General features: G+C 48.9%; 15 protein-coding genes and 1 tRNA gene. 9 read left to right on the top strand and 7 right to left on the bottom strand.

Translation table 11 applies throughout. The annotated features are described in order from the left end of the window. Positions 1-28: 28 nt before the first annotated feature. The gene (locus AACR41_RS08260; RefSeq protein WP_030006960.1) at positions 29-484 is read left to right on the top strand and encodes a LapA family protein; all 456 of its coding nucleotides are present in this window, start codon (positions 29-31) and stop codon (positions 482-484) included. 22 nt (positions 485-506) lie between these two features. Further along, entirely contained in the window at positions 507-1,319 is an 813-nt protein-coding gene (locus AACR41_RS08255) for a segregation/condensation protein A (protein WP_030006959.1), read from the top strand. Between the two features lie 4 nt (positions 1,320-1,323). On the opposite strand, the gene AACR41_RS08250 is transcribed toward AACR41_RS08255, so the two are convergent. Further along, positions 1,324-1,656, bottom strand: coding sequence for a hypothetical protein (locus AACR41_RS08250; RefSeq protein WP_030006958.1), 333 nt, complete (start codon positions 1,654-1,656; stop codon positions 1,324-1,326). A 31-nt stretch (positions 1,657-1,687) separates the two neighbouring features. Continuing rightward, positions 1,688-1,768: transfer RNA gene (locus AACR41_RS08245), tRNA-Leu, on the bottom strand. Positions 1,769-1,900: 132 nt separating this feature from the next. On the opposite strand from AACR41_RS08245, the gene AACR41_RS08240 reads away from it, so the two are divergent. The 3 genes from AACR41_RS08240 to AACR41_RS08230 all read left to right on the top strand — a co-directional run bounded on the left by AACR41_RS08240 (position 1,901) and on the right by AACR41_RS08230 (position 5,100). Then, positions 1,901-2,677: a COP23 domain-containing protein gene (locus tag AACR41_RS08240; RefSeq protein ID WP_030006957.1), complete on the top strand. Its 777-nt coding sequence runs from the start codon at positions 1,901-1,903 to the stop codon at positions 2,675-2,677. A gap of 287 nt (positions 2,678-2,964) precedes the next feature. Continuing rightward, positions 2,965-3,408, top strand: a complete 444-nt coding sequence (locus AACR41_RS08235) for a hypothetical protein (RefSeq protein WP_012307276.1) — start codon at positions 2,965-2,967, stop codon at positions 3,406-3,408. Between the two features lie 69 nt (positions 3,409-3,477). Continuing rightward, entirely contained in the window at positions 3,478-5,100 is a 1,623-nt protein-coding gene (locus AACR41_RS08230) for a serine/threonine protein kinase (RefSeq protein WP_030006956.1), read from the top strand. 41 nt (positions 5,101-5,141) lie between these two features. Here the strand turns inward: AACR41_RS08230 and AACR41_RS08225 are convergent, their stop codons facing one another. The 4 genes from AACR41_RS08225 to AACR41_RS08210 form a co-directional block, all read right to left on the bottom strand. Further along, a complete protein-coding gene (locus tag AACR41_RS08225) occupies positions 5,142-5,810 on the bottom strand; it encodes a Uma2 family endonuclease (RefSeq protein WP_030006955.1) in 669 nt (222 codons plus the stop codon). 49 nt (positions 5,811-5,859) lie between these two features. Further along, complete coding sequence (gene purL, locus AACR41_RS08220; protein ID WP_030006954.1) at positions 5,860-8,151, bottom strand: phosphoribosylformylglycinamidine synthase subunit PurL; 2,292 nt, start codon at positions 8,149-8,151, stop codon at positions 5,860-5,862. A gap of 61 nt (positions 8,152-8,212) precedes the next feature. Beyond that, complete coding sequence (locus AACR41_RS08215) at positions 8,213-8,434, bottom strand: type II toxin-antitoxin system HicA family toxin (RefSeq protein ID WP_030006953.1); 222 nt, start codon at positions 8,432-8,434, stop codon at positions 8,213-8,215. After that, positions 8,434-8,664: a type II toxin-antitoxin system HicB family antitoxin gene (locus AACR41_RS08210; RefSeq protein ID WP_012307281.1), complete on the bottom strand. Its 231-nt coding sequence runs from the start codon at positions 8,662-8,664 to the stop codon at positions 8,434-8,436. The genes AACR41_RS08215 and AACR41_RS08210 overlap by 1 nt, the downstream gene beginning before the upstream one ends. Before the next feature lie 99 nt (positions 8,665-8,763). Here AACR41_RS08210 and AACR41_RS08205 point away from each other — a divergent pair, with 99 nt between their 5' ends. From AACR41_RS08205 to alaS, 4 genes are all read left to right on the top strand, one after another. After that, positions 8,764-9,192 carry a DUF29 domain-containing protein gene (locus tag AACR41_RS08205; RefSeq protein ID WP_030006952.1) on the top strand — a complete coding sequence of 143 codons (429 nt, stop codon included), beginning with the start codon at positions 8,764-8,766 and terminating at the stop codon, positions 9,190-9,192. Positions 9,193-9,436: 244 nt separating this feature from the next. Continuing rightward, complete coding sequence (locus tag AACR41_RS08200; protein ID WP_030006951.1) at positions 9,437-10,567, top strand: site-2 protease family protein; 1,131 nt, start codon at positions 9,437-9,439, stop codon at positions 10,565-10,567. 141 nt (positions 10,568-10,708) lie between these two features. Continuing rightward, positions 10,709-11,257 (top strand): Uma2 family endonuclease, encoded by a 549-nt coding sequence (locus tag AACR41_RS08195; protein WP_030006950.1) that lies wholly within the window; start codon positions 10,709-10,711, stop codon positions 11,255-11,257. A gap of 135 nt (positions 11,258-11,392) precedes the next feature. Then, on the top strand, positions 11,393-14,026 hold the full coding sequence (alaS, locus tag AACR41_RS08190) for an alanine--tRNA ligase (RefSeq protein WP_030006949.1): 2,634 nt from the start codon (positions 11,393-11,395) through the stop codon (positions 14,024-14,026). 54 nt (positions 14,027-14,080) lie between these two features. Here alaS and AACR41_RS08185 read toward each other — a convergent pair whose 3' ends face one another. Then, positions 14,081-14,482: a pre-16S rRNA-processing nuclease YqgF gene (locus AACR41_RS08185; RefSeq protein WP_030006948.1), complete on the bottom strand. Its 402-nt coding sequence runs from the start codon at positions 14,480-14,482 to the stop codon at positions 14,081-14,083. Positions 14,483-14,487: the final 5 nt, after the last annotated feature.

Raw genomic sequence — 14,487 nt, 5'->3', positions numbered from 1 at the left:
GCCACGCGATGCATCCTGTGGAGAGATCATGCGGCAACTGAATTTTTTATTGTTTTTTGCCCTGTGCTTAGCCCTAGCGCTATTTAGTATCGAAAATACGCAACCCGTCGGGATTAACATCATTCCGGGATTCCAAGCCGAAGCACCCCTCTCCATCGAACTCCTGCTGGCGGTGGGCACAGGGGCGATTTTAGCCTGGATGTTTAGCCTGTGGGATCAGTTGCAGCGGCAAATTGAATCATGGAAAGCCCAACGGGAACTGAAGCTCCAGAGTCAAAAAATTGAGGAATTGGAAAAAGCTTTGGCTGAACTGCAGACCGCCCAACAAAACGCCGCGGAATCATCGGCAGATTCCCCCAGTGTGACGACCGCGTCTACCGAAAACAAAACGGTGCCTGAACCTGAAACTTCTACTGATACGGTGGACACCCAGAAACCCGCTGAAGCATCCCCAGAAGAGTCTCAACCTGAGCAAACGGCCTGATTTTTGACCCTTTGATGCAACCATGGCCACCCAACCCCAAGCGGCGATCGCCACCCTCATTGAACTAGCCCAACAGGGAGAAATTGATCCCTGGGATGTGCAGGTCATCGATGTCATTGATCAGTTCCTCAGTGAACTAGGTCTCGCCGGGGATACAGACCCAATGCTGAGGGAGGCCGACCTACCCCAGTCGGGTCAAACTTTCTTATGGGCCTCCAAACTTGTCCTCCTCAAGGCCGACACCCTCGAAAGTTTAACGGCCATTGAAGCAGAGGTTCAGGAAGAAGAATTCTACGAAGATTGGGACGCAAGCGATACGGAACGACTCCCCCTCAAGCTGGAAAAAAGACTCCGGCGGCGGGCTACGGCACCTCCCCCAAAACGGCGGCGGGTCACCCTCCAGGAATTTATTGAGCAAATCCAGCAAATTGCCAACGAAATCGAAGATCACACCCCCAAAAAACGCCTCAAAACGCCACATAAACTGTCCAATAAAGCGGCCATTAAACAGATTACCCAGTTGGCCCATGATGAAAATCTCACGGAATTGGCTGCCCAGCTAGAACAATTTTTCCAGACCCAGATGCCCCCTGATCCAGAAACCCCCGTGGTGTTTGCATTAGACGATTTAATCCGTCAATGGATCGCCTACAAAGAAGCCAACGAATTTTTCCCCCAGGAGATCACCGCCAAAAAACATCGCCACGAAAAGGTCGGGATCTTTTGGGCTTTACTTCTGTTGTCAGCTAAATCAAAGGTGGTGCTTTCCCAGGAAGATTTTTATGCGCCGGTACTGGTACGCCCGCTTTATCCAGGGCGACCACAAGGGGATTGAAACCCTAAACCGTAAACGATTTAAGAATCCAGCCTAATAAAATGCCCACCCCTGTGAACCGAACAATTTGCCAAAAGGGTTCCTGCCACTTGAGCAACTGACTTTCGAGTTGCAGTTCTAACTTCGCGATTTCGGCGGCAATGAGGTTGAGTTCTGTTTTGAGGGAGGCTTGTTTTTGGATCGTTTCTGGCTCTGCCTGGAGATTCTCTTGTTCTACTCTAAGTTCTACGATGCGGGCTTCGGCGGCCTTGACCTGGGCGTGACGGTCTTTTAGGGCGGCAAGGTCAGCTTCCACTTGGGCGATCGCCTGCTCAAATTCAGTGTGGGAAAGTGCCATCACTCCAAACCCCAGGAACCTTTTTTGTGAATGCGGACGGAGAGACTCGAACTCTCACGTCTAGGACACTAGAACCTAAATCTAGCGCGTCTACCAATTCCGCCACGTCCGCAAAATTAATTAGCTCAGTAAATATATCACATCCATTTTCCGGCCGACAAGGGGAACCTAAAGTCAGCTTATCCCGTCATCAAAACCCATAGGATCCCCCTAAAATTCACTGTGACGCACGAGAAATTTGAAGATGAGTAAAGGTTTGCACACTCGAACTTGGTTAAAAATCGGTATTGTCGGCTTAGAAATTTTAGGGTTTGCCGCCAGCAGTGCGATCGCCCAGGTACCGCCGGACATTGTTGTGGACACAGATTCCAATGCGGGGAATACGCCTGGTGATGTGATCTACAATTCTGGCGATCGCCGTTTTGTGTGTCAGTACGATCAGGGACAATACACCGTAATGTACCAGCCCGAAAGTCGTCCGGGGGAAGTTTATCCTTGGGCGATTCCCCGCACCATGGGAGGCGGTTGGAATGCAGAGCGTCGCTGTGAAGAAATTGCCCGCCGCTTGGAACTGTACCGGGGTGATGGTCTCGTCGAGCTCACCACTGGCCGCGAAAATGGTTACGATATCGTTTGTGTGACCACCGAACTGAATCCCACCTGCCAAATCGTCTTTACGGTGCCCCGGGGCCAAAATGCGATCGCCACACGGGATCAAGTATTCGATAATCTCCTCAGTGCCGACAGCGGTTTCCAAACCCGTGGGGTCAATACCTTCATGGGCACTGGCTCGACCAATAGCCTCCTGGGACAACTCCAAAGTATTTTTGGCGGCCGCTCTACCTCTACCCCTAGTCCCGTAGCCCAAGGTTACTCAAACAGTGGTATTAGCCTCAAGCCCTTCCTCGATCCCGCCGATGGTGGTACCGGAGAATATTTAACCCAGGGTCGTGCGGCAGGCCAGTCGAATCCGAACCCAAGCAACAATGGCCTCAGACTCAACACCGATCTCTTCCGTTAGATCATTTAGCATCTAGGCCCCAAAGCATTTAGTTTTGCCCGTAAGCGTCCTCTACTGTGTAATTTTTCCCTAGGCGATCGCCTAGGGTTTTTTCTAGTCTTTAATATTTCGATCGTTAACAATCTAGTAAAGCGGGTCTCTGGCTTTTTCGGAATGGGGCAGAACTCCTTACAATAGAAGGAGGTTTCGTCACGAATCCCCACTGTGTGTGATCAAGGTTTTTGGTCAACTAGAACAGGGTCAAATGACATTGATTCGTCTCGTAGTCCCAAGGAGCAAGATACATTGTGGCCCATAGTTTTTTGTTGGAAGCAGGTCGCTGGACGTTAAATGGTAGTTGGATCGAACGAAATCAGCCCCCCATTCTCATTCGGGGTAAAACAATTGTTGCTTGGGGCCAAAATAATTGGTTTACGATGGTGACAAAGTTAACGTTTCAAGACGGCGATCGCCCCGAAATTTCCTATCAATACAAAGGGCGTTTAGATAGCGGTGAGCGACAATATACCTATGTATTGCAACAAAGTATTTTGGGACGGGTGGAAGGAGAAGGTTGGGTTGGCTCAGAATCAATCGTTCAGCGATACTGGGTGCTTGGCGATCGCCAACGGCGCAGTGGCTTTGAAATGTTCTACCAGATTAACGACGATGAATATCGCTACTCCGGGGGCATCCTCGCCGGCCATTACCTCACCAGTACCATTGAAGGGACTCTCCTCCGTCAGCTTTAATAGCTTTAATCTTTTAAGTTTTGTCCGGTCTCCTGTTGTTTTGATTGTTTTGTTCGTCCACCCCAAACTATGACTACCGATCCCAATATCAATCGCCTTCTCGCCGGCCGTTATCGCTTGGTAGACCTCGTAGGCCAGGGGGCTATGGGGCGTGTCTACCGGGGTGAAGATACAGTCCTAGGGGGAGTCACGGTCGCCGTAAAGTTTCTAGCCCAGACCTTGCTTAACGACAAAATGCGCCAACGCTTTGAGCGGGAGGCAACCATTTGCGCTCTCCTGAGTGAAAAAAGCATCCATATCGTGCGGGTAAAAGACTATGGCGTCGATGACCAGGATGTGCCCTTTTATGTCATGGAATATTTAGAGGGGGAAAGTCTAAGCGATATTATTGCCCATGCTACCCTCGGTTTACCGCGTTTTTTTCAAGTCGTGCGGCAAATATGTTTGGGAATGGAAGCAGCCCACCAAGGGATTACCTTCAAGGGGGAACAATGTTTAATTATTCACCGGGATATTAAACCCAGCAATATTCTGATCATGCAGGATGCGTCCCTAGGGGAATTGGTAAAAATTCTGGATTTTGGGATTGCACGCCTCAGCCAAGCCGGAGCCGCCCAGACCCAATCGTTTATGGGCACCCTCGCCTACTGTTCTCCAGAGCAAATGGAAGGCAAGGAATTAGACCAACGCTCTGATATCTATAGCCTGGGGATTACGATGTACGAGATGCTCACGGGGGATATGCCCGTGATGCCTGAAAATAATTCCTTTGGGGGTTGGTACCGGGCACACCATGACACACCACCAATTCCCTTTGATAAAAGTCTGCGGATTCCGGCTCCTCTGGCTGAAATTATCATGTGTTGTATGGCGAAAAGTCCGCGCGATCGCCCCCAGACCGTCAATGATATTTGGCAAGCTATGGCCCCCATCGCCAAATATTACGAACAACAAGCCGCAGAAACCAGGAAATCTTTTTTTACCACATCCCAAAATCTGCAAAATTTCCAAGCAACATCTCCAGTGGCTGGCCCCAATGATCCGACCCGGATTAACAATGCCACCACAGCCCCCAGCTTTCGTAATTCAACGGTAAATCGCCAGGGAAGGCCTACAGACAAACTAAATACAACCTTTAGCGATACCATTTGTGCGGCCCAGTCCTGGCCAGCGGATAAACCCCAAAATAAGATTGTTTTCCCACGGATTTTACCGGCTGAACCGACGGCGATCGCCAGTCTTTGGGCGATGTTAGAAGCTGAGGAGTTGGGCAAACGCCGTTTTGATACCCGTTATAATCAATTTCTCTTCATTGAGGCTCCCCATCCGATGTTGTTGTGGATCACGGTGCTGTACAACAGCAGTGAAGGAGCCCGTTGGTTGCCTTGCTATCTGGACTTGAAAACGAAGATCGGCCAACAGATGGCGCGTCTCTTAGCCAGCCAAGGGAACTATCGAATTCTGCTTTTTGCCTTGGGACAACCCCAGCGGTATTTTCACATTACCCAGGCGACAATTTCCCTGAAGCAACGGGAACAGCTTACCCGCTGGGCGGATTTAGGCCAGCGATTGCCTGCCAGTAATCCCGTGGTGAGTAAGCAAACTTTGAAAAAAGAATACGAGAAAAGCAAGGGAAAAATCTTAATGAAGTTGGCGGCTTCCCGGACGAACAGTAACCTTGGGGGATTTTAAAGCCATCTCTAATCTTCGTTAAAAAGGCGATCGCCAATCAATCATGTTAAATCTAGTACAAGATCTTTGAAGATATTGATACCCAAAATTTTACGAGGTAGAGATAAAGTTTGAGGCTCGCAATCAGCAATATAGAGTTCTGCTTGTTTTTCCTTGCGATTAACTAATATCCCAAAACTACAACCATTGTCTCGATATTCTTCCATTTTATCCCTTGTTTTTTGGACAGCATCGCTAGGCGAAACTAACTCAGTGACAAAATCAGGACAGAGGGAAACAAATTTTTCTCGCTGATCGGTTGTTAATGCTTGCCAACGAGATTTTTCAAGCCAAGAAACATCAGGAGAACGGGTCGCACCATTGGGCAAAATAAAACCCGTTGAGGCATCGAAAACTTCTCCTAATTGATATTTGGAAACCTCGATTAATTGCTTTTTTGACGATTTTTTGAGTCTGAAACAACGAGGATAGGTTGCTGATCTAGCGAAATTTTGAATTTTTCGAGGTTCCCATTTGTGATTCCAGAGTTGTACTTGAAAAATTAGGTTGGCGTTTTGCCGCCCAGTTTCGCCACCAGTGGGAGGCATAATGACCAATTCTCCTTTAGCTGTACGTTCCAGTTGAAGCTCTGGATTAACCAGACAAAGTTGCTGAAATTGTTCATTGCTTAAGGTGAAAACGGGTTCTAGCGCAAGGGTCATTGTTGTCATTAGCCTTACCCACTGGATTTGTACTTTCTATTGTAATCAGTTAACTAGATTACGGATGTAAACGACGGGCGATCGCCTCACTCCAATTGGTGGTCATGTCGTCAACAGAAACAGCAATTACTGCCTGATTATTGATGGTAATTTGTAACTGATTGGTGTCGCTAACGGAACCGATCGCCTGCCAATTGTCCGCCAAAGATTGATTGAGATGGGCTTCAAATTGGACTTGTTTGTCGGGAGCAACAGAGACAATAATCTTGCCGCAGGTTTCGCCAAATAGGATGGCATCGAGACGGTCAGTGCCAGCAATTTCAACGGTTGCGCCGAGATTCCCACCGATACAACATTCCGCAAGGGCAACGGCTAAACCACCCTCCGCAAGGTCATGGGCAGAGCTTAACAATTCAGCGGCGATCGCCTCCCGAACGGTTTTTTGGACGGCTTTCTCTAGCTCAAAATTCACTTGGGGCGGAATACCCGCGACGGTGTTGTGAATCGTATTTAGATATTCCGAACCGCCGAGGGTTGTTGTTGCCTGAGTACCAAGGAGATAGACCTTATCCCCAACATCTTGGAAGGCCAAACCACAGACTTTGTTAATATGTTCAACTCGTCCCACCATCCCGATTACTGGAGTCGGATAAATAGGGGTTGGTTTGCCATCACTATCAAGGGTTTCATTGTAGAGGGAAACATTACCACCAGTAACGGGTGTATCCAATTCCTGACAGGCTTCCGCAATCCCTTTACAAGCATTCGCCAACTGCCAATAACCCACAGATTTTTCGGGACTACCAAAGTTTAAATTGTTCGTAATTGCTAAGGGTTCTGCGCCGACACAACTTAAATTTCTAGCTGCTTCAGCGACCGCCGCCTTTGCCCCTTCCAACGGATTTAAATACACATAACGGGGATTACAATCGGTACAAGCCGCCACACCAATTGTTGACGCATCGGGCTTACCATTGACCGGACGAACCCGCACCACAGCGGCATCTGCGCCACCGGGGAAGATCACCGTATTGTTTTGCACTTGGTGATCATACTGGCGATAAATCCACTTTTTCGAGGCAATGGTTGGCACATCTAACAGGGTTAATAAAATCTCATTCCAAGATTTTTCGGCGATGCCATTAACATCACAATTCGGCAAAGAATCCACCGACCAAGCCCAAGCGGTTTGTGCATATTCGGGAGCTTCTGCCATCAATTCCCGATGATAAATGGGCGTATTATCTGACAGCGCCGTTGCCGGAACTTCTGCGGCTACTTCACCCTTAAACATGATTTTCACGATGGGTTCCGCGATCACTTCCCCAGCAACAACCGCCTGTAAACCCCAACGATGGAAGATATCAATTAACTCCTGTTCCCGTCCTTGGTGGGCAACAAAAAGCATCCGTTCTTGGGATTCCGAGAGTAAATATTCATAGGGAACCATGCCCGTTTCTCGCACCGGAATTTTATCGAGATCGAGCAACACACCGACCCCACCTTTAGCCGCCATTTCCGCTGTCGAACAGGTTAAACCCGCCGCCCCCATATCCTGCGCCGCTGCCACTGCCCCCGTTTTAAAGGCTTCGAGACAGGCTTCAATCAGGGATTTCTCGGTAAAGGGATCCCCCACCTGAACCGCAGGGCGATCGTCCATGGATTCATCGGTTAATTCGGCACTGGCGAAACTTGCGCCCCCCATGCCATCCCGTCCGGTGGTGGAGCCGACATAGAGAACGGGATTACCAATGCCATAGGCGCCCGATTTAATAATTTCCTCGGTTTCCATCAAGCCCAACGCCATCGCATTGACGAGGGGATTGCCAGAATAAGCTTTATCGAAATAGACTTCACCGCCCACCGTTGGCACACCCACACAGTTTCCATAATGGCTAATCCCTTCCACAACTCCCTGAAAGATGCGGCGAGTTTGGGCATTGTCGAGGGTGCCGAAGCGTAGAGAATTTAACAAGGCAATGGGACGCGCCCCCATCGTGAAGATATCGCGGAGAATGCCGCCGACCCCGGTTGCTGCCCCTTGGAAGGGTTCGATCGCCGATGGGTGGTTATGGGATTCGATCTTAAAGGCGAGGTGCAGACCATCCCCCATATCGACCACGCCCGCATTTTCACCGGGGCCGACGAGGACACGATCGCCTTTCGTGGGGAAACCAGACAGCAACGGGCGGGAATTTTTATAACAACAATGTTCCGACCACATCACGCCAAACATCCCCAGTTCAGCCTTGTTGGGGTGACGACCGAGACGGCTCACAATTTCTTCGTATTCTTCGGGTTTGATGCCTTCGGCTGCAATTTCTTCGGGGGTGAAGGGGCAAGTGGTCATAGTTTTACGTCGATTCTTTCTGTAACAGCGTTATTGTAAGGCTTCAGGAGACGAGCGGCAGTTAAAGATTAAGGAAGTCTTCTACGGGAATCTGTGCTTGTTGCAGGATGGCGCGTAATGTTCCCTCTTTAATGGTTTTATGGTGTGGGATTGTTGTAGTGTGTTTTGTCGCTGGATTAAACCAAATTTCATGGTCACCCTTACCACTGCGATAGAATTCAAAGCCTGCTCGACGGAGCTTTTTGGTGACTTCTCGATAGGAAAATCCTGATAAACGACCCATTAAACTTCTAAAATCAGTGGATATTGGAATGTATTCGGCAAGGCGGGTGGTTGTTCATTCTGTTGATGCAGTTCCAATAGCATTTTGGCTAAGTCACTGGCAATTTCAATCACTTCCTCAATGGTTTGCCCCTCGGCGACTAAACCCTGTACATCCTCACTGGTCGCCAAATAGTAGTCCTGCCCTGCTTCGTGAAGTTTCTCGATTTTGAGATGAATCAATGTTTTCATGAGGCGATCGCCCAATCTCAAGGAATGACTTCACTATTCTATGCGATGCAAATTAGGGTTTATCGTTATGATGATTAGAGAGGCATTTTGAGGAGGTTCATGGAGATGGATAAAGTACTTTATGATCATGACTTTGTGCTGTGGATCGAGAAGACTGTTGAACAACTCAAAACCCAAAATTTCTCGGCATTAGATTTAGAGCATTTAATCGACGAGGTAGAATCTTTGGGTAAACGAGAAAAACGTGAGCTGAAGAATCGCTTAATTACTTTGTTTGAGCATCTTTTAAAACGCCACTATGTCCCCATGCCAGAATGTTATCGCGGTTGGGAGGGGACGATTCGCAGAACTCAATCAAAACTTAAAGATTTATTAGCAGATTCCCCCAGTTTAAGTAATTTACTCGAAGAAATTTATTTAGATTGTTATCAGGAATCTGCGGCCAATATGCAACTTGAATATGATGTAGATTTTCCCCAAGATTATCCTTTTCTTAGTCCCTTACAGAACCTATTGAATCAAGTCTAAGTATTGTTGAATTGGATGACAATTTTGTTTCTTTAGAGGCGATCGCCTTTCTTTCAACCAGTACCATCAAAAGCAAGCAATTCCGAGTGAACCGAACCCAAAACGGCGGGTTTCACTACCCAGTAAGTAAAGTAAGCACTTTACATTTTGTTACAATATAAACAATGAAAGCGGACAAAAAGGTTTTCAATAGCGCTAAACGTAAGTCTTTTTGGGCCTCAGCAACGATTCGGGAGGTTCATTCATGAACGGCAATTTTCGTGTGGGGAATTTATTTGGCATCCCCTTCTACATCAATATTTCTTGGTTTATTGTTCTGGTACTCGTCACCCTGAACTTTGGCGGCGGCCTAGCATCTCAGTTCCCAAGCCTCGGCATTAATGCCTTAATCTTAGGATTGGTAGCAGGTTTGCTCCTGTTTGCCTCTGTGTTACTCCACGAACTGGGTCACAGTTATGCAGCGATTCGCCAGGGAATTGGCGTCAACTCTATTACCCTATTTCTCTTCGGGGGACTCGCCAACCTTGATGAAGAAGCGAAAACGCCCGGTGGTGCATTCTGGATTGCTGTAGCAGGGCCACTTGTGAGTTTGGCTCTCTTTATCGCACTCTTTCTCTTAACAGGTAGCGGTGTTCTTAGTGGGCCGCCAGCGGCGATCGCCGGATTGTTGGCTTACATCAACCTAATCTTGGCCACCTTTAACATGATCCCAGGTCTTCCCCTTGATGGTGGTAATGTCCTTAAATCTATTGTCTGGAAATTAACAGGAAATCGTTTTACCGGCACCATCTGGGCTAGCCGTGTCGGTCAATTCATCGGTTGGACCGCGATTATTCTCGGTGCATTATCTATCCTTGGTATTTCTAATGTGGGTAGCTTCTGGACACTGATTATTGGTTGGTTCTTGCTCCAAAACGCTGGTCGTTCTGCCCAATCTGCCACCATTCAATCGGCCCTCTCTGGCTTAACGGCGGCTGATGCAGTGGTTGAAGACAGTCCGATCATCTCCGCAGAAACGACGCTACGGGATTTAGCAAACAGTGCGATTCGCTCTGGTAACCAGTGGAAACGCTTCCTAGTCCAGGACGAAACAGGTCAACTGCTCGGTGAAGTGCACCTTGATGTTCTTCGCGCCGTACCCACCAATGACTGGCCCCACAATCAGGTGCGTGATTTCATCAAATCTGTGCCTGCGGAAAATCAAGTCCAGTCTGATTTGTCCCTCCTAGATGTGGCCGCCAAACTTGAACAACAGGGTCTACAAGCCCTGGCGGTTATCCAAACCAACGGCACCCTCGTGGGACTGCTAGAAAAATCAGCAATCATTAAACTCCTGCAAAGCGGTCAACAGGACGCAAAAATCCAGTCCGCTTAATCTCTGACTCAAAACTTAAGATCAACTTGGGCGATCGCCGTTTGGAAGCACAAAAGTTCCTGGGGCGATCGCCCTCAATATTTATAAGTGGAGATTAAAGTACCAGCTACAATCGAAACAGAACGCAGAGATTAAACACCGATGACTCTGGCAACCTACAAGTGGACAGTGGCAAACTACCATCAAGCAATTGAGGCGGGTCTCTTTGTTGATGAAGCGGTGGAGTTACTCCGAGGGAATTTAGTTGTCATGGCGCCAGAGCGAGAACCCCATGCTTATTACACCCGTAGTATTGGTCACTATTTACGAGGATTATTGGGCGATCGCGCTCTGGTCAGTGAAGCCCATCCCATTACGTTACCGAATAATTCTGAACCGGAACCCGATGTGGCGATCGTGCAGCCCTTAGGACGGGAATACCTGAACCATCACCCCCACCCTGAAAATATTTTTTGGCTTATTGAATGTGCCCAAGCCACGCTCACAAAAGATTTAACCGAAAAGAAAAGCATTTACGCGGAAGCTGGGATTCAAGAATATTGGGTAATTGACTTGCAGCATCACCAGTTAATCGTCTTTAAAGATCTCCAAAATGCTTCCTACACGACAGAGCAGACGCTAAAGACAGGCCTAATTTCCCCTCTTCGTTTTCCCGACGTGACGGTATCGGTTGACAACCTGCTTGCATAGGGGCGATCGCCTTTTGGGAAAATAAAAGTTCTCAGGGCGATCGCCTGATTCTGAGGTTTTCCCCAAGAATCCACCGCAAAGAATGTCACAATACAGACAGTAAAGTTTGTAGCGCAAAAATTTTTCGTAACTCCTATGTCTAGTGTGCCTCTTGTCCTGAGCGGAAGTGAAATTCGGTCAAAATTTCTAGAGTTTTTCAACCAGCGGCAACACCCCATCCTCCCCAGTGCATCCTTGGTGCCGGAAGACCCGACGGTACTCCTCACCATTGCGGGAATGTTGCCGTTTAAGCCGATTTTCCTCGGTCAGCAGGACGCCCCCAGCCCCCGCGCTACTACCTCCCAGAAATGTATCCGCACCAATGACATCGAAAATGTGGGCCGCACTGCCCGGCACCATACTTTCTTTGAAATGCTGGGTAATTTTAGCTTCGGGGATTATTTCAAAGAGCAGGCGATCGCCTGGGCCTGGGAACTCTCTACGGAAGTGTTTCAGCTTGACCCGAAAAATATTGTCGTCAGTGTGTTCCGCGAAGACGATGAAGCTTTTGAAATATGGCGTGACAAGGTCGGTGTGAATCCCAAACGCATCATCCGCATGGGAGAAGAAGATAACTTTTGGAAATCCGGGCCAACGGGGCCTTGTGGGCCTTGCTCTGAGCTTTATTATGACTTCAAGCCAGAACTCGGCGATGACAACATTGACCTAGAGGACGATACCCGATTTATCGAGTATTACAACCTCGTCTTTATGCAATATAACCGCGACGCCGAAGGTCATTTAACGCCCCTACAAAACAAAAATATTGATACGGGGATGGGCTTGGAGCGCATGGCGCAAATCCTCCAACGGGTGCCCAACAATTACGAAACAGATCTGATCTTTCCAATTATTGAAACGGCCGCCAAAGCCGCCGGGATTCACTACGAAAAAGCCGACGAAAAAACAAAGGTTTCCTTAAAAGTGATTGGCGACCATGTGCGTTCTGTCGTCCACATGATTGCCGATGGGATTACGGCCTCCAATACGGATCGGGGTTATGTGCTGCGGCGCTTAATTCGACGGGTGGTGCGTCACGGTCGATTGATCGGCATTGATGGGAATTTTATTAACCAGGTAGCAGAAACAGCGATTCAACTCTCAGAAGCCGCCTACCCCAACACCCGCGAACGGGAAAGTTTCATTAAACAGGAATTGGAGCGGGAAGAAAACAATTTCCTCAAGACCCTCGAACGGGGCGAAAAACTCCTCGCAGATATTATCGCCAAGGAAGAAAAACAAATTTCCGGGGTCGATGCGTTTACGCTATTCGATACCTTTGGGTTCCCCTTTGAACTCACCCAAGAAATTGCCGAAGAGAACGGTTTAACGGTTGATGCTGAAGGCTATCAAGCGGAGATGAAAAAGCAGCAGGAACGCTCTAAGGCCGCCCACGAAACCATTGACCTCACCGTCCAAGGCAGCCTTGATGAATTGGCTGAACACATCCATCCGACGGCGTTTTTAGGCTATACGGATCTGCAATCCCAGGTCAAAATTGAAGCCGTTCTCGTAGATGGCCACCGGGTAGAAACCGCTGAAGCCGGGGCAGTGGTGCAACTAATTTGTAACCAAACGCCTTTCTACGCAGAGTCTGGGGGACAAATTGGCGATCGCGGTTATTTTTCTGGCGATCAACTCGTCGTCCGCATTAACGATGTCCAGAAAGAGTCGGGTTTCTTTGTCCACCATGGCAAGGTGGAACGGGGCAGTTTAACGGTCGGCGACACAGTTAATGCCACCATTGATCGGGCCTGTCGTCGTCGCGCCCAGGCGAATCACACCGCAACCCATTTATTGCAAGCAGCCCTAAAAAACATTGTGGATGACTCCATTTCCCAGGCGGGTTCTTTGGTGGACTTTGATCGCCTGCGGTTTGATTTTAATTGCCCCAGGGCGTTAACTGCTGCCGAATTGACCCAAATTGAGGCCCAAATCAATACCTGGATTGCCGAAGCCCACGAAGGCCAAGTGGCAGTGATGCCCATTGCGGAGGCCAAAGCGAAGGGAGCCGTCGCCATGTTCGGTGAAAAGTATGGCGAAGAAGTGCGAGTTGTGGATTTTCCTGGGGTGTCCATGGAGCTTTGTGGTGGCACCCACGTGAAAAATACCGCTGAAATTGGCCTGTTTAAAATCATCTCTGAAACGGGCATTTCTTCTGGGATCCGCCGCATTGAAGCTGTGGCTGGCCCAGCAGTACTGGAATACCTCAAGGTGCGCGATCAGGTGGTCAAAGACCTCGGCGATAAATTTAAAGCCAAACCGGAAGAAATCACCGAACGGGTAGAAAATATCCAGGCGGAACTGCGCAACACCCAAAAGGAACTAGAAAAGGTCAAAGGTGAGCTGGCGATCGCCAAATCCGAAGCCCTCGTGAACCAAGCGGAAACCGTCGGCGAATTTAAGATTCTCGTGGAAAATATGGGCGATCTCGATGCAAAGGCCCTCCAAACTGCGGCTGAACGGCTCCAGCAAAAACTGGGTGAGGCAGCAGTGGTCTTAGGCTCAACCCCAGAAGACGGCAAGGTTTCCCTGGTGGCCGCCTTTAGTGAAGGGATTTACAAAGGCAAAAAAGTACAAGCTGGTAAATTTATCGGCGGCATTGCCAAACTCTGCGGTGGTGGCGGCGGCGGTCGTCCCAACCTGGCCCAAGCCGGGGGACGGGATGCCAGCAAATTACCCGAAGCCCTCCAAACTGCAAAACAGCAACTTCGTGAAACTCTAGGTTAAGCTCACACCCCAATCGTCGAGATGGGTCGGATTCTGGCCCATCTTTTTTGCTGTTTAGGCTGGGTTGAGATAGCGTTCAACCAATAAAATCGCCACAATATCGTCAATCGGTCGGGGAGGTAAACGCATTCCCTGGGGGAGCAATCTCTGGAACAAATTGGGCGGATACATCTGCCAATAGCGATCGCGGGCTTCGAGGGTACTATTGCGTTCATTGACAAAGGCGATCGCCATGTCTGGGGGCAAAACAGCGGTGAGCTTTTGATGCCATTCTTTAGCCGTCGTTTGATTGCCCATGACCACCAGGGAAACACCATACCTTTGGCACCATTCTTTCGCGATGTTGGGCGCTTGATCCGCCGCAATGACGCCATGGTTCAACAATTGCCCTTGGTCATCCAGCGCCGCAAGGCCACATTTGTCACGGCCTGGGTCAAACCCAAGATAAACGCTCATGTACT

Origin of the sequence: Picosynechococcus sp. NKBG042902 (assembly GCF_963864045.1) — a bacterium.
Classification (GTDB): Bacteria; Cyanobacteriota; Cyanobacteriia; order Cyanobacteriales; family MRBY01; genus MRBY01.
This window is presented reverse-complemented; position numbering and strand designations above follow the sequence as displayed.

What these genes read in the sequence shown, in the direction of transcription:
- AACR41_RS08260 (WP_030006960.1), top strand. Translation starts at nt 29, where the DNA reads ATGCGGCAACTGAATTTTTTATTGTTTTTTGCCCTGTGCTTAGCCCTA.
- AACR41_RS08255 (WP_030006959.1), top strand. Translation starts at nt 507, where the DNA reads ATGGCCACCCAACCCCAAGCGGCGATCGCCACCCTCATTGAACTAGCC.
- AACR41_RS08250 (WP_030006958.1), bottom strand. Translation starts at nt 1,656, where the DNA reads ATGGCACTTTCCCACACTGAATTTGAGCAGGCGATCGCCCAAGTGGAA.
- AACR41_RS08240 (WP_030006957.1), top strand. Translation starts at nt 1,901, where the DNA reads ATGAGTAAAGGTTTGCACACTCGAACTTGGTTAAAAATCGGTATTGTC.
- AACR41_RS08230 (WP_030006956.1), top strand. Translation starts at nt 3,478, where the DNA reads ATGACTACCGATCCCAATATCAATCGCCTTCTCGCCGGCCGTTATCGC.
- AACR41_RS08225 (WP_030006955.1), bottom strand. Translation starts at nt 5,810, where the DNA reads ATGACAACAATGACCCTTGCGCTAGAACCCGTTTTCACCTTAAGCAAT.
- purL (WP_030006954.1), bottom strand. Translation starts at nt 8,151, where the DNA reads ATGACCACTTGCCCCTTCACCCCCGAAGAAATTGCAGCCGAAGGCATC.
- AACR41_RS08215 (WP_030006953.1), bottom strand. Translation starts at nt 8,434, where the DNA reads ATGGGTCGTTTATCAGGATTTTCCTATCGAGAAGTCACCAAAAAGCTC.
- AACR41_RS08210 (WP_012307281.1), bottom strand. Translation starts at nt 8,664, where the DNA reads ATGAAAACATTGATTCATCTCAAAATCGAGAAACTTCACGAAGCAGGG.
- AACR41_RS08205 (WP_030006952.1), top strand. Translation starts at nt 8,764, where the DNA reads ATGGAGATGGATAAAGTACTTTATGATCATGACTTTGTGCTGTGGATC.
- AACR41_RS08200 (WP_030006951.1), top strand. Translation starts at nt 9,437, where the DNA reads ATGAACGGCAATTTTCGTGTGGGGAATTTATTTGGCATCCCCTTCTAC.
- AACR41_RS08195 (WP_030006950.1), top strand. Translation starts at nt 10,709, where the DNA reads ATGACTCTGGCAACCTACAAGTGGACAGTGGCAAACTACCATCAAGCA.
- alaS (WP_030006949.1), top strand. Translation starts at nt 11,393, where the DNA reads ATGTCTAGTGTGCCTCTTGTCCTGAGCGGAAGTGAAATTCGGTCAAAA.
- AACR41_RS08185 (WP_030006948.1), bottom strand. Translation starts at nt 14,482, where the DNA reads ATGAGCGTTTATCTTGGGTTTGACCCAGGCCGTGACAAATGTGGCCTT.